Source organism: Hyphococcus sp., assembly GCF_965267305.1.
GTDB lineage: Bacteria > Pseudomonadota > Alphaproteobacteria > Caulobacterales > Parvularculaceae > Hyphococcus.
Genome location: NZ_OZ253945.1, coordinates 2690016 through 2713499, shown reverse-complemented (window position 1 = coordinate 2713499; position 23484 = coordinate 2690016). Strand labels below are relative to the sequence as shown.

Genomic DNA, 23484 nt, shown 5'->3' with positions numbered 1-23484 from the left:
GGCCATGCGCCGGCGCGCGCGGGAGGCTACGCCGAATTGCAAAACGCGCAAGATGGATTTTTTTGAGCGGCGTCCTAGGGGGCGACGCCGCAGGCGAGGCCTTCGTAATCGCCATTCATAGCGAAAAAGACGTCAAACCCGCCGACCGGACGCCGCGAGGTCCGGCCATTCTCCGGGTCCGCCGGGAAGAACTGGTAATGATGGCGGATGCGCCCGCCTTCGCCAGGGCCGAGAACGCTGCGGGTTAAAAACCGCGCCTCGCCCGGCCCGACGGCGCAGATTTCTCCGGTTTCACTGTCCGGAAGACGCGCTGAATAAAGCACCTCGCAGCGGGCGTAAAAGCCGTCAAAATCGTCAGCACAGAAATCAATTGCCGGATGCGCTCGGGCGAATTCATGGGCCTCGCCAAGCCCGGCGCGGATCGCCGCAAACTCCCGGCTCTGGGCCCAGGCGCCCGAAGACCCGATGGTCTGCTCCAGGGCTTCATCCGCCCGGCCAAGTTCGTAAAGCGCCGCGTCAATATCGCGCTCCGCATCGGGCAGGCGCTCGCGAGCGTCGTCCAGATCCTCGCGGGCATTCTTGATTTCCTTTTCCGTTGCGTCCGGATCGTCGAGCTTTTTGCGCGCGCGGCGAATGTCATAGCGATAGCTGTCGGCGCGCGAAACCGCGCTGTCATAGGCGCTTTTGGCGGCGTCACGCGCCGCCTGCGCCATATAGATGCGCTGGCCGGAAATATAGCCGGAGAGGAAATCCTCCTCGCGGTCGCGGCCGCACACGCCGAAATAGGTCTTGCCCGCGCGCCCGAAATCATAGCCGCCGGGATCGGTGCAAAGGCGGTCGAGACCGGCGAGCCGGCCCGCTTCATAAGCCCGCTCGTCGGCGCCTACCTCATGCTCGTGACAGGCGAGCGCGCGCTCCTCGAAGGCTCGCTCCAGCTTGCCGTCGGCGCCGTCGGCGAAGCCCGCGCCGTACCAGTCTCCCGCAAGACATTCCTTCTCGCTCATGACGCTCGTGGCGCACGACCCTAGAAAACAACAAACGACAAGCATGCCCCAATGACGCATCCAGCGACCCATGGCGAACCCCTCCCGCGCTCTATGTGTTCGAGACCCTCTACGCTAAGGGCCCTGCGGTCAACGGCCAGGACCCGGCTGGCCCAGCGTCTTCTTTCTGCTAAGCAGGGAGCGTTACGCGGAACGGGAGCATCATGACCAAAGCCGTTTTTCTTGACGACCATGGAGGCCCGGAAGGGTTCTCCATGCGCAAACATGATCTGCCCGCCCCGGGCTTCGGCCAGATCCAGCTCCGCCACAAGGCGATCGGCCTCAACTTCATTGATATCTATCAGCGAAAGGGCCTCTATCCCGTTGAACTGCCTGCGGTTTTAGGCTCGGAAGCGGCGGGCGTCATTGAGACCGTGGGCGACGGGGTCGAGGGGTTTTCGCCAGGCGACCGCGCCGCCTGTCTCCATTCCTCCGGCGCCTATGCGGAGCGCGCCAACGGCGCGGCGGTGTTATGCGCGAAAATCCCGGACGGCGTCAGCGACGAACAGGCGGCGGCGATCTTCTTGAAAGGCCTCACCGTCGAGATGCTGGTGCGCCAGATCTATCCGTTGAAAGCCGGAGAGGCCTGCCTCGTCCATGCGGCGGCGGGCGGCGTCGGCACCCTGCTTTGTCAGTGGGCGAAACATCTCGGCGCGCGCGTCATCGCCGTGGTCGGCGCGCCCGAAAAGGAAGCCGTCGCGCGGGAAAACGGCGCCGATGACGTCATCATCCGTACACAGACGGACAACATCGCCAGCGAAGTGCGCCGCCTCACCGACGGGCGCGGCGTCGAGGTGGTTTACGATTCCGTGGGCGCCGCGACCTTCGAGGCGTCGCTCGACAGTCTTTCCCTGCGCGGCCATATGGTGAGTTTCGGCAATGCGTCGGGGCCCGTCCCCGCAGTCTCGCCGCTGGAGCTGATGCGCCGAGGCTCCCTCACCCTCACGCGGCCGTCGCTCTTTCACTATGCGACGCCGGAGCGCCTGCCCTGCATGGCGGCGACGTTGTTCGATATGGTGGCCAAGGGCGCCTTGAAACCGAAGATCGAGCACCGTTTCCCCTTAAGCGACGTCGCCGGGGCCCACCGCCTGCTCGAGAGCGGCAAAAGCGCCGGGGCGATCGTGATAACGCCCTAAAACTGCATGGAATTGGAACGTGATAACATCACGCAGTATTTATACTTGCGTGATGTTATTTTCATTATAATTTACCCTCAAGATTACGGTGGGGTAATAAATGAAATTCAGAGAAATTATTGTGCCAATGAGCTTATTGGCAATATCTGCATGCGCAACAGCACCAACTCCCGTTGACAATCGCAATAGTGCGTTGACGCAGGGCAATGTTCAAATGAACCTTGTAGTCGGTGAGACAACCAAAACTGAAGTTCTGGAAACTTTCGGAGCTCCTAACATCACCACTAGGGACGGTTCTGGGCGCGAAGTTTGGAGTTACCAAAGGGCGGCAACAATAGCGCAATCAAGCTCGTCGAGTAACTACTGGACGATCATTATAGCCGGCGAATCGAGTCAGGCAGCTGGCTTTTCTCAAACATCTCGAATGATCACTCTAATAATCAAATTCGATGAAAATGACGTCGTGAGTGATTTTCGCAGCAGAGAAAGCAACTTTTAAGGAGGGGCCCAATGATTAGGAATGCTGTACTAATTTCAATTCTCGTATTTCTTGCAGGCTGCGCAGGTAATGCGAAACCCGAACTTACACCGCTTGAGCTACAAGCGCTTCAAACTAGAGAATTAGAAACCGATAAGGAAGTAGCTTTTTCTAGCGTTATGTCGGTGTTTCAAGACCTCGGTTATACTGTCGAAAGCGCTGACAAAGAGACGGGCTTTATTACTGCCTTTAGCGCATCTGATTCCCACAGAGATTGGCTGCTAACTGGCAACCGTTATACGACACAAACTCGTGCGACCGCTTTCGTTGAAAGTGTTTCGACCGAGCTCACTCGTGTGCGCTTAAATTTTTTAACCGGAACAGAAGCCTCAACTTGGTATGGCCAAAAATCAAAACAGGATCGTCAAATACTTGACCCCTTAATCTATCAGACCGCTTTCGAAAAAATTGAGACTGCCGTTTTTATAAGAAGTGAATAGATGTTCTAAAAGCCGATTGATTGATCCAAAACTAAAAATGGACGAGTTGTGAAAAGTGCGGTCATGACAGATCGCACTTTTTTCTATTGTATGATCGTATGAGAAACATGATCTTGGCCGCGCTGAGTTTCCAGATCGCGCTTTGCGCGTGTGAAGTTCAGGATTCGCATTTTGAGGACTTTGAGAGTGATATAACCGGCTGGTCGATCGATCCCGGCGGCGATCTCAACGCCTTTTTCGACTGCCTGGAAGGTCAGGGCGCGGCGCTCATCGCCGCCCATCGCGGCGGGCCTCATGCCGGCTATCCTGAAAATGCGCTTGAGACCATGGCGGCGCTCCTGGCCGATACGCCGGCGATCATGGAGATCGATGTGGCGACGTCGGCGGACGGCGTCCTCTATCTCCATCACGACGACACGCTGGAGCGGACCACCACCGGGCGCGGCGCGGCGGACGTCATGCCCTGGGACGAGATCGCCCGGCTGCGTCTTGAAGACAATGACGGCCGCGAGACGGAGTTTGCGCCGACGCGTTTCGAAGACGCGCTTCGCTGGGCCGACGGACGCACCATCCTTGAAATCGATTTCAAGCAATCGACCCGGTATGAGGACGTCATCGCGGAAATCAAAAATCAGGATGCCGAAACTCGCGTGATCCTCATCGCCTATTCCCTGGCGTCGGCGGAAAAACTCCACCGCCTCCTTCCCGGCGCGATGATCTCGCTGTCCCTCGAATCCCAGTCGGAGCTCAACCGCGCGGTCGCCGCCGGAATACCGGACGACCGCCTTCTCGGCTTCACCGGGATCGAGGATCCGCGCCCGCGCCTTTTCTCGATCCTCAACAGCCGCAAGGTGGAAGTGATTTTCGGAACCCTCGGCGGCGCCGACTCCATCGACAATGACATCGCCCGCTCCGGCTATGAGGCGCTTTACGCCGATATCGCGGCCCAGGGCGCCGACATCATCGCCACCGACCGGCCGCGCGAGGCCTACGCCGCGCTTCAGGCCGCCGGCCGCGCCTTCGACGCTGGCGAATGCGGCGTCACTTACACAGAAAACATATGAAATACAAGGGCCTAGCCTCCATCGCCTTCTGTTTCGCCGCCGCCTGCGGAAAGCCCGCCGAGGCCCCGCAAGCCGCTCAGCCTAAGCAGGAAATAACGGCTCCCGCCGGCGAATACCGCCTCGACAAATCCCATGCGAGCCTTGTGTTCCAGATCGATCATCTTGGCTTCTCCATGTACACCGCCTCTTTCTCCGACTTCGGTGCAACGCTGGAGTTCAACCCGGAAGACCCGGAGAGCATGAGCGTCAGCGCATCCATAAAGGTCCCCTCACTGACGATCCCGGCGCCGCCGGAAGGGTTTCATGAAGAACTCATGGGACCTGACTGGTTCAACGCCCGCGCCCATCCCGGTATGTCTTTCCGATCAACCAATGTCACCCTGACGGGCGACCGCATCGCCACCGTCGAAGGTGAGCTCAAGATGCTCGGCGCGACCGCGCCGGTGACCATGGAGGCGGAATTCATCGGCGGCTATGCCGGCTATCCGCCGTACGATCCCAATGCGCGGATCGGTTTTTCAGCACACGGAACGTTACGGCGCTCCGATTTCGGCTTCACCCACGGCCTGCCGCCGGAAGGCACGACCATGGGCGTCGGCGACCTCGTCTCCTTCGAAATCAACGCGGAATTCACCGGCCCACCGGCGCCGGCCCCTGCAGAAGAATAGAACAGGTTACGCCATGATCGCCATTCACACCGTCGACTGGGTCCCGCCTTTCGCAAGGGGTCTCCTGCGCGATTTGCGCCTGCGCTGGGCGCTGGAGGAGGCGGGGCTTCCCTACAAGATGAAGTTCGTTCCTTTGATGGGCCGCGACGGCCCGGACTGGCGCGCGCTCCAGCCTTTCGGACAGATTCCCGTCTATGAGGAAGGCGGGAAAACCATGTTCGAGACGGGCGCCATCCTGCTGCATCTCGCAACGAAGTCGGCCGCCCTCTCGCCGGCGGAGGCGGACGCAAAAAACGAAATGACGACCTGGCTCTTCGCGGCGCTCAACAGCGTGGAGCCACAATTACAGGCGATTGTCATGCATGACCGTTTCCATCGCGACAAGGATTGGTATCAGGGCGCACGCGACGGGGTGGAGGAAATCGCGAAAAAGCGCCTCGGCGATCTCGCTTCCGTTTTGAAAGATCGCGAGTTCATCGCCGCCGGACGGTTCACTGTAGCCGACATCGCCATGACAACCGTCCTGCGCATCGTCATGCACACGGACCTTGTGGAAAGCTTCGCGCCCCTCGGCGCCTATAAGGCGCGCATAGAAGCCCGCCCCGCCTTTCAGAAAGCGCTCGCCGCCCAGCTCGCCGATATCGACGCCCACGCGCCCCAAAGCTAAGGCCTAGCTGACGGCCACTGGAGCGGCGCGCCGCTTTTGGGCAGAATGTCGTCCCATGAAACGCACCATCGCCCTTTACGCCCTTGGTCTCGCCCTCGCCGCGCTTTTGCTGGCCTGGCTCGAATTCAAATATGTAACCCGGGTCTATGCAGGCGAGATCTATCTGGTGCTGATGGCGGCGGCGTTCACGGCGCTGGGCGCTTGGGCGGGGGCGCGGCTGACCCGCAAATCCCCGCCGCCCGCATTCGAGGTGAACCGGGCGGCGCTCTCCTCTCTCGGCATTACCGAGCGTGAGCACGAAACCCTTTCCGCCCTCGCCGACGGCCTCTCCAACAAGGAGATCGCGCGGCGCTTCAATGTCTCGCCCAACACGGTGAAAACGCAAATCTCGAGCCTTTACGAAAAGCTCGAAGTCTCACGCCGCACCCAGGCCGTGCAGAAAGCGCGGGAGCTGGCGCTGATCCCCTAAGCCCCCCTTAAGCCGCTGAAATCTTGCGATTTCACCCTTTCGGACGATGGCGCGCGGCCCCATTTTGCGCGACCTTGAAGACCGAAATGCTGCAACAAGGGAGAAAAGCATGGGCGCACCCGTCATCCGTTTCGATATTGGCTGCCGCGACCGGGAAAAGACCGTCGCCTTTTATGAAAAGGTCTTCGGCTGGACCCCGAAAGAGGCGCCGTTCAACACCGAGATGGAGACCGGCGCCGGCCGGGGCATCGACGGCGCGGTGACCGCCCTCGGCCATGAGCCGCATAATTACGTCATGATCTATATGGAGGTCGCGGATGTGAACGCTGGCTGCAACGCGATCCGGGCGGCGGGCGGCAAGGTCACGGTTGGGCCGGTGGAGATTCCCGCCGCTGCGCCAGGCGGGGGCGGCAAATTCGCCTGGTTCACGGACCCGGAAGGCAATCAACTGGCGATTTTCGAACCGCCTTCGGCGTCATAGAAACAGCGGAAAGGGACACATCATGCTCAAGACAGCCCTCATTTACGGCGCCCTCTCGGGCGCGATCACCATCGCCGTCATGAGCCTCGGCATCAATAGCACCGATACGCTCGGCGAAGGCTCCAGCAGCGCGCTTTTCGGCTACACAATCATGCTGCTGGCGCTGGTCCTCATTTTTATCGGGGTCAAGCGTTATCGCGACCGCGAACTTGGCGGCGTTATCAAATTCGGCCCCGCCTTCGGGCTCGGCCTCGCTATCGCTGCAGTCGCGGGGGTCTTTTACGTCATCGGCTGGGAAATCAACCTCGCCGCAACCGATTACGCGTTTGTAGAGCAATACCCGCAAGCCATCATCGCCCAGAAAGAGGCGGCGGGAGCGAGCCTTGAACAATTGCAGAAGCTGACAGAAGATATGGCGAAGTTTTCCGAGCAATATGAAAACCCGCTCTACCGCTTGCCCATCACCTTCATGGAGATCTTTCCGGTCGGGCTTCTGGTCGCGCTCTTTTCCGCCGCGATCCTGCGCAATCCGAAAGCCTTTCCGGCCCGCTAGACCGGCCCGGTCCGCGTATTGTCGAGGAAAACGCGCAGCCGCTTCAACACCGGCAAGAGACCTTCCCAATCGGTTCCGCCCGTCGCTTCCTCGAGCGCTGCGACGCCGGGCCCGATCGCTTGGACCGCCGCCATGCGAATGTCCCGGCCAGCTTTCGTCACCGTCACGCGTTTGACGCGCCGGTCCTCCGTGTCCGGAGTAAAGCTTACATAGCCCTTGTCGAGCAGCTTTTTCACAGTGGACGACATGGTCGGCTGCGCTACCTGAAACGCCGCCGCAAGCTCGCCCACGGTCTCTTCGCCCTCAATGCGCAATAGCCGGTTGAGCACGCCGAACTGAGCAACGGTCAAACGCCCCGGCATCGCCCGCTCAAAGGCGCGATCGGCGAGGCTCGCAATCATCGACATTTCCGTCAGAGCCTTGAAGAGCGCCGGGTCGCCGGGAAGACCCGCTTCGGCTTCGCGATTTTCTCTCACGCCTCAGGCTTCCTTAGTGACGATGCGCGAAGCTAGCGGCCAGCGCGGCGCCGGCGCAGGAAATTTCGCATAACCGAAACGGAACAGGCCCTGCACCCTCGCGGGCAGATGGACACCCGTAAAGTCATGAATTTCCTCATAATATTCCGCCATCGCCGGAAATTCCTGGAGCACCTGGCTGAGCGGCTGCATGGCGAGGCCGAGCTTGGTGGCCGCAAGCTGCAGGCGCACCCAGCCGGCGCCCGCGCGCAGTTGATCCGTACGCGTATTATCCGCCGTCGAGAGCCAGCCGAACGCCATGGCGCTGTCAATGAGACCATTATAGAATTTGATCGTTTCCCCATAAGCGGCGGACGCTGGATCGTCCATGTTCTCGCGGGTGAGGATTCCTGCGAGACGCATCCCCTCCATCACCGGCCCCGCCAGCGAAATCCCGTCAGGCGATGCGTTGATTTCCTTTTCGCCGATCCGCGTAAGGCGCGTCGATTCATGATGCGGCCCCGGCGCGCCGACTTCCGCCAGCCATCCGTCGCGGCACAGACGTTTCAATTCCTCCACATTGGCGGCGTCATTCACCCACTCGAATTCGCCGTCGCCGGGACGCAAGACGCCGTCAAGGCGGTTCAGCGTTTCCGCACTCACGGGCCGGCTCTCATCGAATGGAATGCGCACCGTGCGCCGATCCAGCGCGGAACCGAACAGCGGATCGCGCGCCACAGCCTCATCGCGCGCAAAAACAATGCGCGCGACAGGCCGCCCATCGAGAACCGGTTGCGGCTCGCCTTCGGGAAACGGCGTCGCCTCAACTCGCCAGCCCTGCTCGGCGGCGGCCTGACGCAACAGCTCCAGAAACGCGCCGAGACCGATGACGATCTGCCGGCCATAAGGGTCGGTTTCCGGGAGCAGACGGTCGCCATCGCAGAAGAGCGTCAGCGCATCCTCGCCATCGAGCCGGATAAGCCATGGCTGCAGATTATGCGGATTGGGCGCCAGCACCGCATAGGAGAGCGAGTCGAGGCGCGGGTCCCCGAAACTCTCTCCGGCCTCGCGCCAGGGCGCCCGCGCCTTTGATAAATCCGAGTGCAGCAGCGCGCCAAGCCCCGCCCCCCCTAGCGCGACGCCAGCCATCCCCGTCCATAATATAGCTCGTCTGGTGATCATAGCGTGTCCTCCCGGAGCCTTATATAGACGCCTATTTAATAGATGTCTATATATTTGGCCGGGATAATTTTAAAAGCGGGCGCGCCTCGTTTCGATGGCCAATTTTTACAATCAATACGGCCGAAGACTCGCCATACCCCGGCACAAGGCGCGCCGGGGAGAGCCGTTTCAGACGGCGGCCGCCGAATAGCTCTCAGGGGGAGGAACGTTGCAGCGTGGGGAGATGCTGCAACGTTTTTCTTTTTTAGGGTTAAGGTTTCAGCGCCGATGCCCGTTTCCAGGCGTCGCGTTCCGTAAGCCGCGCAAAATAAGCGGCGGTCTTTTCACCCATCAGTGCGCCATTGCGGGAGATTTTCACCAGGAAAAGAATGTACCCGACGGAAATGTCGGCGAGAGAAAATTCGTCGAGAAGATAGCCCTCATCGCCAAGGCTGCTTTCGAGAAACGCAAGGCAGTTTTTCATTTCCCCTTCGGCCCACAGGCGCATGGATTCGATCCGGAACTCTTCCGGCAACAGCATTGAGTGGCCGAGAAGCTGGCCCACATAGCCGCCCATGCCCGCCTCGCCGAACTCCATCCATTGGAGATAATCCGCATAGTCTGCATGCGAAGCATTTCGCGATAGTTTTCCCCCGGCGTATTTGTTGGCGAGATATTCAATGATCGCGACGGATTCGATCATCCTCTTGTCCCCGTCGAAGAACACCGGCGTCTTGCCCAACGGATTGAGCTTCAGATAGTCCGGCTCTTTCAGTTTCGCCCGGTCGAACACCCGCGTCTCGATCTCAAGATCGAGGCCGAGCTCGGCGGCCGCCCACGCGACGCGCAGGCTGCGCGTCATCGGAAAATGTATGAGTTTCAATGGCATGGGGCTTCTCCTCTGGCTCGGCCCCACAACCCTAGAGGGTGCGCCGAGGGGCGGCAACGCCGATCAGCAGCCAGCCACATTCGCGCCACAAACCGGGTTACAAAATATCAATCTCTGGGTGATGTTGTCCGTGTGCCGAGCGTTTGCGTGCGGCGAAAACAAGAGGGGCCCCACGCATGAACGCTGCCGAACCGGAAACGGCGCCGTCGCGCAATCCCGGTAAGGGATTCCTGATCGTCATCGTCTGCGCGTTCATCGCGTTGGGCTCTGTGGCCCTCGGCGCGCGCATGATTGAAGAGCCGCCTTTATGGCTGGCGCTAATTGGCGCGGCCCTCGGCCTTCTCCTTTATTATTTCGTCTATCGGGGCTTCCGGCTCCTAACGGGCGCGGGGAAATGGTCGTCGGTCGCGCTCGCGATCTTCGGCTTTCCGTTGATCCTCGGCGGACTTTTGTTCCTGATCGGCGAGGTCGTTTCCCGCACCGGCCTTTCGGATATTCCGGAGAAAATCGCCGGCCTCAATCCGGGCGGCGATGACGGCCCGCAGGATTCGGCCGGCGGAGATTATTTTGAAGGCCTCAACGCGAACAACACCGACGCGGCTGAGCTTGATGAGATTATCGAGGACTGGTGATGCGACGGATTATCTTCGCACTCTTAGCCTCATTTCTCACGGGCGCAGCTCACGCCGCGGCGCCAACGCCTTCACGGTTCTCTTGGGAAACCTCTTACATGCCGTCAGATGGCGACGCCGGCGAGGGCATGGATTTCGTTAGCGCAAGCGCCATCTATCTCGATGGAAAATTCTCGGTCTGGTACCTCCTCGGAGAGCCGGTCATCAACTGCACCGCGCGCTGGAAGAACACCGATCAGGCGAGCATGGAGATCGATCCCTTAAGCGACGGGTCGCGGCTGATCGAGCGCGCGCAGCCAAGCGAGATCGAGATCTACAATCTCCTCCTCGCCGCCTCCGGCCCCGATCCGCGCGATACGAAATACGGTTTCGGCTCTTCGAAAACCATCGCGGTTCTTTGCGACGCCGGCGTTGTCGCCCAGAACGGGCGCAGCGGCTTCAATGTTGCGGGCAGCCCCTCCTGGGACAAGTTCCTTTGCGCCCTCCCCGATGCGGGCGTGCGGTTTCAGGGGCCCGACTCCGGCAACAAAGACGCCTGCCTCGCCATGAACGGCAAATGGCTTAGCGCCGCAGACGCGAAACAGGTCGCGCTTGGCGGGCTCAAGCTGTCCGAAGTGACCGCGCTCAAGGCGAGCCTTAACGGCGTCGCGGTCATGAAACGCGCGGAAAAACGCGCCTGGCGCGAGAAATCCGCGGCGTTCAAGCGGGCCCGAACGGCAGCCTATTTCGCAGACTTCCCGGCGCGCGAGGGGGAGGGAACGGCAGGCTGGACCGACCGCAAGAACGACGCCATGCGCCGGCTGCCCCTCCTCCCGGAAAAGAATCCGTCTGCGGAGCAACTGAAAGCCTATGAGGACTCATGGCAGGCGCTGATCGTCGAGACCGCGCCGGGCGGCGCTTTCACAAAAGAATGGCGCGAAAGAGAAAAAACGCTGGTCGCCGCACAGCTCCAACGCATCAAGGCGCTTGACAAGGCCGCGGCGAAGGAAGAGGCGCGCCTTTCCAGCTACATCACCGCGCTCGACCGCAAGAAGGAAAACGAGCCGGCCGAGCCCGATCCCATGGCGGCGTATCGGACAGCGACCCTTACTGCCGTGCAAGACGACCAATATACTTGTTATTTAAAAAGGCCCGATGGCACAATCGCAGCAGAGTTGGGCCTCCGAGATTCTGTTCCTAGATGCATTATTAAACAGCCGGATAAAGCCTATGGAATATATTTTTCAGACCGCGTTTATGGATATGGGGCGTCTTTTGCGCAGGTCGTTTTCGACAATAATGGCGAGCCCCTTCTCGTCGTCCAGAACAGCCCCACGAGCGCCAATATTTATTTTGAGGCGCTGGATTACGGCGTCATTGACACCTTCGAACACTACGGCGCCTACCGTGGGACGCATTCTTTTTATTCCATTTTGCTGCGCCGTGAAATCTTTACGAGCGGTCCCGGTTATATATCCAGCGCGACGCCCTATCTCCGGAAAGGCCGGCCCGCCTTGGCGATTTTGCGCGACGCCGCGCTAGGGCAATGCCCCGGTTCCGACTTTATGTATATCAGCGACTATTTCTATCTTGATACGGAAAGACTTGAAGAGACCGGCATCTGTGCGGTTCCGGCGAATGACCCCGCGAATATGAAGATCAATTAGACCACGCCCGCTGAATGCGCAAAAGCGCTTTGGGCCCCGCATTGATCGCGACGCAGTTAATCTACGCAAGGCAACCACATTCTCTGTCCTAAACAGGCTCTCGCCTCATTCTCGCCCCATTCGCATTACCAACTGGTCATGCAAACAGGAGATACGCATGCTGATGATCAGGGTTATATCCGCGCTTGCCATTGTAGCGTCTTCATTCGTCGCCGCGCCCGCCGCCAGCGCGCAGCAATTATCCGACGGCGATTATGAAATCTGTTCGGTCTACAACAATGACGACGAATTCGTCGGCTATGACAGCGTGTGCCTGGAGCGGAAGCGCGCGCAGCTTCGCTATTACGGGGCCAACTCCTATTCCTATGTGTACTACTGTCCGAGCTACGCCAATGGCGGGGCCGGCTACAACATGACCTGGTACACGGACGGCAGCACGCCCTCCTATTCCGGCACTTTCGATTCGACGTCGAACGGCCGTCCCTGCATTTCCAACCCGACCTATTACGGCACGGGTTATTATTGAGGGGGATGCATGCGGGGCTTTTCTTTTGTCGCGTTTGTCACCGCCCTCGCGCCCTTCGCCGCGTCGGCGCAGCCGGTTTTTGACGGGGTCGAGAAAGCGGAGATCGAGGCCTGCCGCGATGACGCCCAATGGGTGCATAAAGCGGCGGTCTACGCCTATTTCAAGGACAGCTATTACGATCTCGACAAGCATTTCCTCGCCTTTACAGGAACGGCTGCGCAGCGCGTGGAGGCCGCCACAGCGATGACGGATGAGGCGAAGCGCCTTGAAACCTACACGTTCCTCCATGAACAGATGAAAGACCTGATCCCGCGCATGGGGCGGCTTCTGCCGCGCATGGAACGGCCACTCGATTTGAAACCCATGATCCGCCAGATGCTCGAGAGCGACATCTGGGATCCGCAAGGCGATCACCATACGGAATATCTGCGCGTGGCGCTCGCGCGCGAAATGCTCGCCGTGCCGGCGCCGACCGCGCGGGATCTGGGCCCGCGCATCGCCGCCTTTCTCACCTATTTCAGCGTCGTGGAGGAGTTGCTGCTGACGCTCAAAACCGGCGGCGGCGATGAAAAGGATGTGGCGGCGCTGAAAGCCAATCTCGCGGCGCTCAACCTCGGCTGGCGCGACGGTTTCCGGCCCATCGCCAACCACGCGATTTTCGGAAACTACGCCAGCAGCCTCGACGGCCGGCTCGCCTTCAAGGTCAAGGAAATCTGCAATACGCGCCTGACTTGTTCCAGCGACAGTCTCGACGCGCCCATGGATTGCGGCGAATAATGGCCAGGCTCCTTACAGCAATTCCGCTCGCAAATGACGAGCCGTTACAGTCCTTGCGCATCCCCGAAGGCTGGACGGTCTCTTATAACTCCTTTTGCGAAGTCGACATCGATCATCCGGACGCCTGGACCCTTCTCAAAGAGTCGCTTCTGCAACTCAAGAATGAGCGCCGCAATCGCCTCCTCGATCTCGGCTGGTATCCGGAAGGCGAACCGGGCGGCCGCTTCGTGATGCGGCTTTACGAAGGCGATTTCACCAGCACGCTGCTTCAGAAACATGAAACCGAAGACCGGGCGGAAATCGTCGGCGTCATTGAGCGCGTGCTTTACGCAGTCACACGCGGCGCGCTTTAGCGAAAAGAACAGTGATGACCGAAAACGACCAGACAATACCCGTCGAGGATGAACCCGTGAAAACGCCGCTTGATTATCTGCGGTATATGCCCATCGACCTATCCATGTATCCGCCGGACGATGTGGTCGTGGAAGCGATCTGCATCGCGCTCTCCGCACATCCGGACACCTATGTGCGCGGCAACGCGATTCTGGGCTTCGGTCATCTCTCACGCACGCTTAGAAAACTCGACGAGAAGATGGTGAAGCCGATCATCGAGGCGGCGCTGCATGACAAGGAAGCCTTCGTACGCGGACAGGCCGACTGCGCCATGGACGACATCGAAAATTTTCTTGGCTGGAAATTCAACCGCAAGCGGCCACGCGTTTCGATTCCTGCGCCGCGAAGCATCATCACCAAGGCCGTCTATTGCGTTTGTCTGGTCCTGGACGAGGAATCGAACATCCTTGTGGAACGCCACGATCTTCCCGGCGTCGCCGCGCCTTCGGACCGATTTGCACCCGACCCGCGCGGGCTATCCCATGGCTATGAATGGCGGTTGCCGGGCTACAGCATGATGCGGGACCCGCCGCCTCGGGCGAAGAAGCTTGAGGAACTGTGGATGGCGCGACGGAAGAAAGTCTGGCTGAACGTATCCAATGAGTTCAACGAAAGCGCCATCGTCCAGGCGCTGACCCTCGAGGGCGCGGTCGACCATAAATATCTCGACTGGCTCGAAATCATATGCTGCGCCTATCTGTGTGATCGCGCCGATAATGTCTGGCCGCCCGAAGAAGGCCTCGCTCAGAAATGGCTGACTGAAGAACAGTTCATGGCCGGCTTTCCCGTCGGCGCCCATGACCGCTACGTCTATGCGCTGTTCCGCGAGTTCATGACCGACCAATGACCGCCGCAAAAGGCGCGGCATCGCGTCCCTGCGGCGTCCTGCGCCGGTTGCCTCGACCCTGAAAGAGCGTAGACAGGAGGCCACAGCAACGGGGCCTCTTCATGGAACTGGATGCGCTGATCCTGTCGCGGCTGCAATTCGCCTTTGTCGTCGCGTTTCACATCATGTTTCCCGCTTTCACGATCGGGCTCGCTTCCTTTTTGGCGGTGTGCGAGGCGCTCTGGCTGAAAACGAAACGCGACGTTTTCCTGAGGCTCTATCTGCACTGGGTGAAGATCTTCGCCCTTGCCTTCGCCATGGGCGTCGTTTCCGGCGTCGTCATGAGCTATCAATTCGGCACCAACTGGTCGGTCTTCGCCGACAAGGCAGGCTCGGTCATCGGTCCCCTGCTCGGTTACGAAGTGCTTACGGCGTTCTTTCTCGAAGCGACCTTTCTCGGCGTCATGCTGTTCGGCTGGAAGCGCGTCGGACGGCGGCTGCATTTCATCGCCACCTGCGCTGTCGCCATCGGCACGACGATCTCGGCTTTCTGGATTCTCTCCGCCAATAGCTGGATGCAGACGCCGGCGGGTTACGCCATCGACGCCGAAGGGAAATTCTACGCAACCGACTGGCTCGAGGTGATTTTCAACCCGAGTTTTCCGTCGCGGTTCGTGCACATGATGCTCGCCGCCTATATCACCACCGCCGCCGTGGTGATGGCCGCGGGCGCGGTGCAGGTGTTGCGCGGCCGGGTCACACAGCCGACGCGTTATCAGATGCGCATGGCGGCGGGCACGCTGGCGCTCCTCATGCCGCTGCAGATCTGGGCCGGCCACTGGTCCGGCGAGGTGGCGCATCATCACCAGCCCGCGAAGGTCGCCGCCATGGAAGGCTGGTGGGAGACGTCGGAGAAACAAGGGACGATCCTCTTCGGCATCCCCGATGAAGACGCCGAAACAACGCATTTCAAGCTCGAGATTCCCAACACCAGCGACTATCTCTTCCCCGGCGCGGAGGAGCTCCGCGGCCTCAAGGACTTCGCGAAGGAAGACCGGCCGCCGGTCTTCATCACTTTCTGGGCGTTCCGGATCATGGTGGGCGCAGGGCTCGGAATGCTCGCTATCGGCTGGTGGGGTCTGTGGCTGTGGCGCAGGGACCGCATTCAAGCGCCCGGTCTTTTCCACTGGCTCGCAATCCCCGGCGGCGCGCTCGGCTTTGTCGCGGTCATCGCCGGCTGGGTTACGGCCGAGGTCGGACGCCAGCCATACACCGTATACGGAGCGTTGCGGACAGAGGATAGCGTCGCCCCCGTCGCCGCCGAACAGGTAGGCGCGACCTTGCTCATCTTCATGATCGTCTACGCCATCGTTTTCACCGCTGGCGTCGTCTATATGGGCCGCATCGCCACAAGGGGTTTTGACGACGAGCCCGCGGGACCGCCGGAGGAAGAACGGCGGGCGCCGGGGTCGCCCATGGGCGCCGTCGACGAGCCCGCAAAAACCGCCGAAGACGAAGGCTAGAAGAGGAGGCGCACCATGGATCTGCCGCTGATCTGGGCCGGGCTCATCGCCGTCGCTGTCATGCTCTATGTGCTGCTCGACGGGTTCGATCTCGGCGTCGGCATGCTCTGCCACTTCGCCGATGACGAGGAAGAGCGCTCCATGATGACGGCGACTATCGAGCCCGTCTGGGACGGCAACGAAACCTGGCTGGTGCTTGGCGGCGGCGGGCTTTTTGCGGCGTTTCCGCTCGCCTATGCGATCCTGATGCCCGCCTTTTATTTGCCCGTGATCATCATGCTGGCGGCGCTGATATTTCGCGGCGTCGCGTTCGAATTCCGGCACAAGGCGGTGCGTAAAACAACGAAACGGTTCTGGAACGGCGCCTTCGCGGGCGGATCGTTTGCGGCGGCCGCTATGCAGGGACTCATTCTCGGCGCCTTCGTGCAGGGCGTCGAAGTTGAAGGCCGCGCTTATACGGGCGGACCGTTCGACTGGCTGACGCCGTTTTCGGTTCTGACCGCTGCGTCCGTCGTGATCGGTTATGTCCTCCTCGGCGCTTCATGGCTGATTTTGAAAACCGAAGGCGAAACACAAAAAGGGGCGCGCAAGTGGGCGCGCCGGGCGCTGCTCGGCGCGACGCTCGCCATGGCGGCGGTGAGCCTTGCGACCCTCTCCATCGATCCGCGCGTCACCGAACGCTGGGGCGTTTCCATGGATGCAATCGACTTTGCGAAATTCATCAAGGTCGCGCCGATCCCCATCGTTACCGCAGGCCTCATCGCCTGGCTGTGGCGCGACATTGTGATGAAGCCGGAAAAGGCGCCTGACTGGCGGCCTTATCTTTTAAGCGCCGGTGTGTTTCTCACCGGTTATCTCGGGCTCGCCATTTCGCTCGTCCCTTATAATGTTCCCTTCGCCAAGACGATCTGGGAGACGGCGGCGCGGGACAATGCGCTGGGGCTGATGCTCGCCGGGGCGGCGGTCATGCTGCCGGTGATCCTGATATACACGGTCTATGTCTACTCCCTGTTCTGGGGAAAAGTGAAGCCCGGCGACGGCTATCATGGCTGATCCCTTCAAACCTGTTGCTCCGCCTACGGAGGATGAAAAGCAGGCGCCGCTCGCCCGGCGGCTTCTCTGGTTCGCGGCGCTCGCATTGTCCGGTCTCATCGTCGTCGCCGGCGCGTCCTATTTCCTGCGCGCAATCCTGTTTATGGGATAGGCAGGCTGCGGAAAGCGCCTCAGGCTTGTCCCTCCGGATGACACATGCGAGCCTCCGGTCTGGTCCAGACCGGAGGGGACGCATCATGGCTTTCATAATCAGCAAGGCGGCTTTTCTGTCCGCGCTTTTATGCGCCTGCGCCAGCACGGCGCTTGCGCAAGAGCCGACGCTCGGCGCGGGCGGGCGCCCGATTGACGCGGACTGGTCACGCAGCCCCGTCTACGCGGAGCATGGCATAGCCGCGACAGCCCATCCCCTGGCCAGCCAGATCGCGATCGACATTTTGAAGAAAGGCGGCAGCGCTGCGGACGCTGCGATTGCGGTGAATGCCGCGCTGGGGCTGATGGAGCCCACGGGCTGCGGCCTCGGCGGCGATCTTTTCGCCATCGTCTGGGACCCGAAGACCGAAAAGCTCTACGGCCTCAACGCATCCGGCCGCGCGCCCATGGGCCGGACGCTTGAGGAAACCAAGGCGAAAGCGGCCGCGATCATGGGCGAAGGCAAGGGCATTCCCCCGCTCGGCCATCTGCCGGCGAGCGTTCCGGGCGCTGCGAGCGGCTGGTTCGCGCTGCATGAGAAGTTCGGAAAGCTCCCCATGCGGACGATTTTGGAACCCGCCATCGGTTACGCGGAAAACGGGTTTCCCGTCTCGCCGGTGATCGCCTTTTACATGCAATACAATCTTGCGCGCTTTGAAGAACTTGAACCGATGATCGACGAGTTCGACAATGCCCGCGCCATCTGGTTCACCGATGGTCCACCGAAGGCCGGCGAGATTTTCAAAAATCCGGACCTCGCTGAGACCTATCGGCTGCTCGCCAAAAAAGGCCGAAAAGCCTTTTACGAAGGAGAAATCGCGCAAACCATCGACGCCTATATGAAGCGCATTGGCGGCGATCTCCGCTATGAAGACTTCGCCGCGCATGAAGCCGAATGGGTGGAGCCGGGCTGCGTCGACTACAAAGGCTATGACGTGTGCGAATTGCCGCCCAACGGTCAGGGCTTCGCAGCGCTGCAGATGCTCAACATCTTAAAAAACGTGGATCTGACGCAATGGCCGCGCGCATCCGCAGAGGTGTTTCATTATATGGTCGAGGCGAAACGTCTCGCCTTTGAAGACCTCGCGAAGTTCTACGCCGATCCAGCCTTTGTAGATGTTCCCATCGACTGGCTGTTGTCCGATGAGTATGGCGCAGAGCGTTTCGCGCTGATCGATCCCAAGAAGGCGATGACCGATCCCGCGCCGGGAACGCCGCCGGCGTCCATCGACGGCGAGGGCGACACCACCTATTTCACTGTCGCCGACAAGGACGGGATGATGGTCTCCTTGATCCAATCCAATTATCGCGGCATGGGCTCAGGATTAGCGCCGGACGGGCTCGGCTTCATGCTGCAGGACCGGGGCGAATTGTTCTCTCTCGATCCTGATCATCCGAACGCCTATGCGCCCGGAAAACGGCCGTTTCATACGATCATTCCAGCTTTCGTGATGAAAGACGGCAAACCGTTCATGTCTTTCGGCCTCATGGGCGGCGGCATGCAGCCTCAGGGCCATGTTCAGGTCCTCGTCAACATGATCGACTACGGCATGAATGTGCAGGAGGCGGGCGACGCCGCACGCTTCCATCATTCCGGCGGTCGCACATCAGCCGGTCCAGACGGCGACCCTCTTGGACAAATCGATATTGAGCCTGGCGTGCCGGCGGAAACCGTCGCGAAACTCAAAGCGATGGGCCACAAGGTCAACATGGTCGATAACGGCCTTGTTTTCGGCGGCTATCAGGCGATCATTCGCGACCCGGAAACCGGCGTTTATTCCGGCGCGACCGAAATGCGCAAGGACGGAACCGTTGCGGGATACTGAACGGGTTAGGTGTTCATCGAGTCGAAGAAATCGCGGTTCGATTTCACCTGCTTCAGCTTGTCGATGAGGAACTCGATGGCGTCCGACGTGCCCATGGGCGCGAGGATGCGGCGCAGGACGAAGATCTTCTGCATGTCGCCCTTCGGCGTGATGAGGTCTTCTTTCCGCGTGCCGGATTTCGCTATGTCGATCGCGGGATAGGTGCGCTTGTCGGCGACCTTTCGGTCGAGAATAAGCTCCGAGTTGCCGGTGCCCTTGAATTCCTCGAAAATGACCTCGTCCATTTTCGAACCGGTCTCAATCAGCGCCGTCGCAATGATGGTGAGCGAGCCGCCTTCCTCGATGTTCCGCGCGGCGCCGAAGAAGCGTTTCGGCCGCTGCAGGGCGTTGGCGTCGACGCCCCCGGTCAGCACCTTGCCTGAGGACGGCACCACCGTGTTGTAGGCGCGGCCGAGGCGGGTGATGGAATCGAGCAGGATCACGACATCGCGGCCATGTTCGACGAGGCGTTTCGCCTTCTCTATCACCATTTCAGCGACCGCAACGTGACGCGTCGCCGGCTCGTCGAAGGTCGAGGAGACGACCTCGCCTTTCACCGAGCGCTGCATGTCGGTCACTTCTTCCGGGCGTTCGTCGATCAGGAGCACGATCAGATAGCATTCCGGATGGTTTGTCGCGATCGAATGCGCGATGTTCTGGAGGATGACGGTCTTGCCGGTGCGGGGCGGCGCGGTGATAAGGCCGCGCTGGCCTTTGCCGAGCGGCGCGACGAGATCGATAACCCGCGCGGTAAGGTCTTTGGTCTTCTCGTCCTCGATCTCCATCTTCAGCCGCTCATTGGGATAGAGCGGGGTCAGGTTGTCGAAGTGCACCTTGTGCCGGGCTTTTTCCGGCTCCTCGAAATTGATGGTGTGGACTTTGAGGAGCGCGAAATAGCGCTCGCCGTCCTTGGGGCTGCGGATTTCACCCTGCACCGTGTCCCCGGTCCGAAGCGCGAAGCGGCGGATCTGGTTCGGCGAGACATAGATGTCGTCGGGACCCGCCAGATAATTGGCGTCGGGAGAGCGCAGGAAACCGAACCCGTCAGGCAGGACTTCCAGAACGCCGCCGCCATGGATTTCAACTTCAAGATCGGCGAGCTCTTTGAGGATTGCAAACAGCATATCCTGCTTGCGCATGGTGGAGGCGTTTTCGACCTCAAGCTCTTCGGCGAAAGCAAGGAGCTCCGCGGGGGTTTTTTCTTTGAGCTCGTCGAGCGTCATGGTCTTGGGCAGCATGGAAAGGCCTCAATCGGGAAGGAAGCCGCCCCGGACGGGGCGGACGGAGGGAGCCGGCAATGGAATTACGGGGCGCGCGGGCGACGGCTTTCGGGCCGGGCGGCGCTGAAAAGGAAAGTTGAAGGACGATATAGGCGAAAAGTCCCCGCCGTCAATGATCGAGATCAAGGGCGGACGCGGCAAACACGCTTTTCCTGCGGCTTTCATGTTTAAGACCTGTTTACCGGTTATCGTCTGTAATGGACCGTCCAGCCGGAGCCGCCATGGGTCGTCCAAGGTCCATATCTCCAGTTGCGGCGATCGCCGCCGCCCTTCTCGCCGCCGCCTGCGGCCGCGATGCGCCGGGCCATACGTTGCTCGACGCTGCGTCGCTTTATGACGCCAATGAAGGTCTCTTACAGTCGGTCCGCGCCGCCTATCCCGGTCCTTATCAGGATTTCACGCGCATTCCTGCGCGCGATCCTGCGAAGGCCGATCCCATGGATGCGGATTTCCTGGAATTTCTCCGCGCCGATATTCCGGTGGAGTTTATCGATTTCTTTCCCATCGGCGACACCGGGAAAGATGAGATTGATGTGGTCTTGTGGCGCTACCAATCCGGCGATCACTGGAACACGGTGAGCCTCGTTTATTTCAGCGAGCCCATGATTTTCGCGCAGGCTGCGGAAAACATGCGGGCCTTCGATGAATGCGGCGACGCGGCTTTTCACTGGCTTGAGGAAAACAAGGGCGCCGGCGATGTCTCTGCCTTCTGCCGCATCAACGATCACTGGCAGGCCTTCCAGCGCATCGAATAGCGCCCTCCGGTGCGATCTTTATTGCGGATTATCGAACCATGCGCTCATCGGTTCAGCGAGTTCTTTGCTGTAAAAAAGAAATTCCGGCGGCTCTTCGCGCCAGGCTGCGCGGTTTTGAGTAAAAGCAACAAACATCGGCGTCTCATGTGACGGCGCCCCATACGCGTCCTTCAGCGCCTCAATGGCGGCAAGCTTGTCGTCCGCTTCCACCATGATCCAGACCATCTGCAAGCGGTCATCACCGATAACGAACTCGGTCCAACGGGGCGCGCCCAGAAACTCCAGCCCGTCGCAATCGATTTGGACCTGCTTTACGGGGTTATTGGGGAGAAATGGCGGATCGATGGGGCGATTGATAAAACCGTTTGCGCATTTGCCTTCCAGCGCCGTTTCCACTTCAGCCGCGCTCGCGCCCCATTTGATGACGTCAGGCAGAAGCGCATCTTCCGCCAATGCAGAGCTTGAAAGGGCTGCAGCAAGCATAGCGACTGCGAATATGGTTCCAGCAGGCTTCATGCCTTCCTCCCGAGATTGCGGAAAGTTTTGCTAGCGCGAGGAGCTTTCCTGGAAAACAGGACTTTCGGCGGAACGTTTCCCCAACGGGGTCAACCGCGCTGAGATCCTCAAAAAGGTCTCACGATCACCATGATGACGATGACAATGAGGGCGAGGAACGGAACCTCGTTCATGATGCGCCAGAATTTTTCTGTGCGCGGGCGCTCGCCCTTTTCGAATTTCCGGCGCGATGACGCATAGAAACCGTGAATCGCCGAGACGACGACGACCAGGGTCAGCTTCACATGAAACCAGCCCTGGGATAGGATCGCCGGATTGGCAATCAGCATCAAAATCCCCAAGACCCAGACAAGGGTCATCGAAGGGTTGATGATGCCTTTCAACAGCCGTCGCTGCATCTGGATGAAATAGCGCTCAGCCTCGCCGCCTTTCTCCGACTGGTGCTGGTAAACGAAGAGCCGCGGCAGATACATCATCCCCGCCATCCAGGCGATGACGAAGATCAGATGGGCGGACTTGATCCACAAATAGATGCCGGAGAGGAATTCCCCCATCAGCCGTTTCTCCTGACGAAGTTCACCAGCGCCGCCACATTTTCCGGCGGGGTTTCCGGCGTGAAGCCATGGCCGAGATTGAAGACATAGGGAACGTCGTGGAAAAGCTTCAGATAGGTCTCGGCGGCGTCTTCCATGGCTTTGCCCCCGGTGATCGTCAACAAGGGGTCAAGCCCGCCTTGTATGACGACGCGCTCGGCAAGGTTCGCTCGCGCCCAGGCGGGGTCCATGGCGTAGTCGATGCCGAACCCGTTGCAGCCCTGAAGCAGCGCATAATCCAGCGCCTTTTCCCCGACCCCTTTAGGAAACAGGATCACCGGCACATGCGGCCGTGCTTTCTTGATCGCTTTTGAAATTTGGTCGAGGGGCCGGATTGAGACGCGGTCGAGGACCGGCCAAGGAAGGCCGCCGGCCCAAGTGTCGAAAAGCTGCACAGCGTCCGCACCCGCGTCGATCTGCGCCAGGAGATAATCGACTGTCTTCTCCGTCAGGATGTCGATGAGCCCGTCGACGAAATCCGGCTCTTGGTAGAGACGCTTCCTCAAAACGCCGGGATCCTTCATCGGACCCCCGGCCAGCATATAGGTCGCAACGGTCCAGGGAGCCCCTGCAAAGCCGATCAGCGCCTTATCCGGCGCTAGACCAGCCTTCGTCTTCGACACCGTATCAAAGACCGCTGAGAGGCCCTTTACGACATCGCGTTCTCGAAATGCATCAAGATCCTTCATGGAAACCGGCGGCTCGAGCCGCGGTCCTTCATTCTCAACAAAGCTCAGCTTCTGTCCCAGCGCATGAGGAATGAGGAGAATATCCGCAAAGAGGATCGCTGCATCGAGATCGAAGCGCCGCAACGGCTGCAAGGTCACTTCCGAAGCCAGCTCGGGATTGAAACACAGATCGAGGAAAGAACCGGCTTTGGCGCGAAGCTCCCGATATTCCGGGAGATAGCGGCCCGCCTGCCGCATGAACCAGATTGGAGGAGAAGCGAAGATTTCGCCTTCAAAGGTTCGCAGGAATTTGGAGTCTGTCGTCATAAGCTGCGAACGGTCCTTCTTAACCTTCTATAAAGGATTCTTAATAAAGGGTTAATATGAAGAGTCAGGCGGGAAACCGGGGAAAAGAGAAGAGGCGGCGTTTATCCGATGAATTTCGTAAGGAGACCCACAGGATTTTCCCTGAGGAATAAAAGATCAGATGGATGTTGAAAAGCGTCGCAAACGCCGCATCCATCAACGGAATTTTTGCGGGGATGACTACGGAAACTGGATTCATCCCGTGGACTTTGCCCTTGTGGTGAAGAAAGTATGACCAGTATGACTTTGCAGAGGGGTCTGGGCGCCAGACCGGTATGACTCGGGAGTTTTGGGCGCGCCTGAAAAGCGGGT

28 protein-coding genes are annotated in these 23484 nt (G+C 59.9%); 20 read left to right on the top strand and 8 right to left on the bottom strand.

The window, feature by feature from the left end; genetic code table 11:
* Positions 1–74 precede the first annotated feature (74 nt).
* Positions 75–1004, bottom strand: coding sequence for a DUF2799 domain-containing protein (locus ACQY5P_RS12870; protein ID WP_428407272.1), 930 nt, complete (start codon positions 1002–1004; stop codon positions 75–77).
* A gap of 203 nt (positions 1005–1207) precedes the next feature.
* Here ACQY5P_RS12870 and ACQY5P_RS12865 point away from each other — a divergent pair, with 203 nt between their 5' ends.
* The 9 genes from ACQY5P_RS12865 to ACQY5P_RS12825 all read left to right on the top strand — a co-directional run bounded on the left by ACQY5P_RS12865 (position 1208) and on the right by ACQY5P_RS12825 (position 7059).
* Complete coding sequence (locus ACQY5P_RS12865) at positions 1208–2179, top strand: quinone oxidoreductase family protein (protein WP_428407271.1); 972 nt, start codon at positions 1208–1210, stop codon at positions 2177–2179.
* A gap of 100 nt (positions 2180–2279) precedes the next feature.
* The gene (locus tag ACQY5P_RS12860) at positions 2280–2678 is read left to right on the top strand and encodes a hypothetical protein (RefSeq protein WP_428407270.1); all 399 of its coding nucleotides are present in this window, start codon (positions 2280–2282) and stop codon (positions 2676–2678) included.
* A gap of 11 nt (positions 2679–2689) precedes the next feature.
* Positions 2690–3157, top strand: a complete 468-nt coding sequence (locus ACQY5P_RS12855) for a hypothetical protein (protein WP_428407269.1) — start codon at positions 2690–2692, stop codon at positions 3155–3157.
* Between the two features lie 113 nt (positions 3158–3270).
* Positions 3271–4221 (top strand): glycerophosphodiester phosphodiesterase family protein, encoded by a 951-nt coding sequence (locus ACQY5P_RS12850; protein ID WP_428407268.1) that lies wholly within the window; start codon positions 3271–3273, stop codon positions 4219–4221.
* Positions 4218–4889: a YceI family protein gene (locus tag ACQY5P_RS12845; protein WP_428407267.1), complete on the top strand. Its 672-nt coding sequence runs from the start codon at positions 4218–4220 to the stop codon at positions 4887–4889. Before ACQY5P_RS12850 ends, ACQY5P_RS12845 begins: the two co-directional genes overlap by 4 nt.
* Before the next feature lie 13 nt (positions 4890–4902).
* The gene (locus ACQY5P_RS12840) at positions 4903–5556 is read left to right on the top strand and encodes a glutathione S-transferase family protein (RefSeq protein ID WP_428407266.1); all 654 of its coding nucleotides are present in this window, start codon (positions 4903–4905) and stop codon (positions 5554–5556) included.
* A gap of 55 nt (positions 5557–5611) precedes the next feature.
* A complete protein-coding gene (locus tag ACQY5P_RS12835; protein WP_428407265.1) occupies positions 5612–6025 on the top strand; it encodes a response regulator transcription factor in 414 nt (137 codons plus the stop codon).
* Positions 6026–6134: 109 nt separating this feature from the next.
* Complete coding sequence (locus ACQY5P_RS12830; protein ID WP_428407264.1) at positions 6135–6506, top strand: VOC family protein; 372 nt, start codon at positions 6135–6137, stop codon at positions 6504–6506.
* Positions 6507–6528: 22 nt separating this feature from the next.
* Positions 6529–7059 (top strand): DUF4199 domain-containing protein, encoded by a 531-nt coding sequence (locus ACQY5P_RS12825; RefSeq protein ID WP_428407263.1) that lies wholly within the window; start codon positions 6529–6531, stop codon positions 7057–7059.
* Here the strand turns inward: ACQY5P_RS12825 and ACQY5P_RS12820 are convergent.
* The 3 genes from ACQY5P_RS12820 to ACQY5P_RS12810 all read right to left on the bottom strand — a co-directional run bounded on the left by ACQY5P_RS12820 (position 7056) and on the right by ACQY5P_RS12810 (position 9564).
* On the bottom strand, positions 7056–7535 hold the full coding sequence (locus ACQY5P_RS12820) for a MarR family winged helix-turn-helix transcriptional regulator (protein ID WP_428407262.1): 480 nt from the start codon (positions 7533–7535) through the stop codon (positions 7056–7058). The genes ACQY5P_RS12825 and ACQY5P_RS12820 overlap by 4 nt on opposite strands.
* 3 nt (positions 7536–7538) lie before the next feature.
* Positions 7539–8696, bottom strand: coding sequence for an Acg family FMN-binding oxidoreductase (locus ACQY5P_RS12815; RefSeq protein ID WP_428407261.1), 1158 nt, complete (start codon positions 8694–8696; stop codon positions 7539–7541).
* Positions 8697–8946: 250 nt separating this feature from the next.
* Positions 8947–9564, bottom strand: coding sequence for a glutathione S-transferase family protein (locus ACQY5P_RS12810; protein ID WP_428407260.1), 618 nt, complete (start codon positions 9562–9564; stop codon positions 8947–8949).
* 176 nt (positions 9565–9740) lie between these two features.
* On the opposite strand from ACQY5P_RS12810, the gene ACQY5P_RS12805 reads away from it, so the two are divergent.
* From ACQY5P_RS12805 to ggt, 10 genes are all read left to right on the top strand, one after another.
* Positions 9741–10196, top strand: a complete 456-nt coding sequence (locus ACQY5P_RS12805) for a hypothetical protein (RefSeq protein WP_428407259.1) — start codon at positions 9741–9743, stop codon at positions 10194–10196.
* A 98-nt stretch (positions 10197–10294) separates the two neighbouring features.
* Positions 10295–11842, top strand: a complete 1548-nt coding sequence (locus ACQY5P_RS12800) for a hypothetical protein (RefSeq protein WP_428407258.1) — start codon at positions 10295–10297, stop codon at positions 11840–11842.
* 157 nt (positions 11843–11999) lie between these two features.
* Complete coding sequence (locus tag ACQY5P_RS12795; protein ID WP_428407257.1) at positions 12000–12368, top strand: hypothetical protein; 369 nt, start codon at positions 12000–12002, stop codon at positions 12366–12368.
* A gap of 9 nt (positions 12369–12377) precedes the next feature.
* Positions 12378–13145, top strand: a complete 768-nt coding sequence (locus ACQY5P_RS12790) for a hypothetical protein (RefSeq protein ID WP_428407256.1) — start codon at positions 12378–12380, stop codon at positions 13143–13145.
* Complete coding sequence (locus ACQY5P_RS12785; protein WP_428407255.1) at positions 13145–13498, top strand: hypothetical protein; 354 nt, start codon at positions 13145–13147, stop codon at positions 13496–13498. Before ACQY5P_RS12790 ends, ACQY5P_RS12785 begins: the two co-directional genes overlap by 1 nt.
* A 14-nt stretch (positions 13499–13512) precedes the next feature.
* On the top strand, positions 13513–14385 hold the full coding sequence (locus ACQY5P_RS12780; RefSeq protein ID WP_428407254.1) for a hypothetical protein: 873 nt from the start codon (positions 13513–13515) through the stop codon (positions 14383–14385).
* A gap of 101 nt (positions 14386–14486) precedes the next feature.
* A complete protein-coding gene (locus tag ACQY5P_RS12775; RefSeq protein WP_428407253.1) occupies positions 14487–15887 on the top strand; it encodes a cytochrome ubiquinol oxidase subunit I in 1401 nt (466 codons plus the stop codon).
* 15 nt (positions 15888–15902) lie between these two features.
* Positions 15903–16940: a cytochrome d ubiquinol oxidase subunit II gene (gene cydB / locus ACQY5P_RS12770; RefSeq protein WP_428407252.1), complete on the top strand. Its 1038-nt coding sequence runs from the start codon at positions 15903–15905 to the stop codon at positions 16938–16940.
* Complete coding sequence (locus ACQY5P_RS12765) at positions 16933–17091, top strand: hypothetical protein (RefSeq protein ID WP_428407251.1); 159 nt, start codon at positions 16933–16935, stop codon at positions 17089–17091. The genes cydB and ACQY5P_RS12765 overlap by 8 nt, the downstream gene beginning before the upstream one ends.
* Before the next feature lie 85 nt (positions 17092–17176).
* Positions 17177–18955: a gamma-glutamyltransferase gene (ggt, locus tag ACQY5P_RS12760; protein ID WP_428407250.1), complete on the top strand. Its 1779-nt coding sequence runs from the start codon at positions 17177–17179 to the stop codon at positions 18953–18955.
* Between the two features lie 5 nt (positions 18956–18960).
* Here the strand turns inward: ggt and rho are convergent, their stop codons facing one another.
* Complete coding sequence (gene rho / locus ACQY5P_RS12755; protein ID WP_428410659.1) at positions 18961–20217, bottom strand: transcription termination factor Rho; 1257 nt, start codon at positions 20215–20217, stop codon at positions 18961–18963.
* Positions 20218–20495: 278 nt separating this feature from the next.
* On the opposite strand from rho, the gene ACQY5P_RS12750 reads away from it, so the two are divergent.
* Positions 20496–21029: a hypothetical protein gene (locus tag ACQY5P_RS12750; protein ID WP_428407249.1), complete on the top strand. Its 534-nt coding sequence runs from the start codon at positions 20496–20498 to the stop codon at positions 21027–21029.
* Positions 21030–21047: 18 nt separating this feature from the next.
* On the opposite strand, the gene ACQY5P_RS12745 is transcribed toward ACQY5P_RS12750, so the two are convergent.
* From ACQY5P_RS12745 to hemE, 3 genes are all read right to left on the bottom strand, one after another.
* A complete protein-coding gene (locus ACQY5P_RS12745) occupies positions 21048–21545 on the bottom strand; it encodes a hypothetical protein (protein WP_428407248.1) in 498 nt (165 codons plus the stop codon).
* A gap of 107 nt (positions 21546–21652) precedes the next feature.
* A complete protein-coding gene (hemJ, locus tag ACQY5P_RS12740) occupies positions 21653–22099 on the bottom strand; it encodes a protoporphyrinogen oxidase HemJ (protein WP_428407247.1) in 447 nt (148 codons plus the stop codon).
* On the bottom strand, positions 22099–23133 hold the full coding sequence (gene hemE / locus ACQY5P_RS12735) for a uroporphyrinogen decarboxylase (RefSeq protein ID WP_428407246.1): 1035 nt from the start codon (positions 23131–23133) through the stop codon (positions 22099–22101). Before hemE ends, hemJ begins: the two co-directional genes overlap by 1 nt.
* Positions 23134–23484 lie beyond the last annotated feature (351 nt).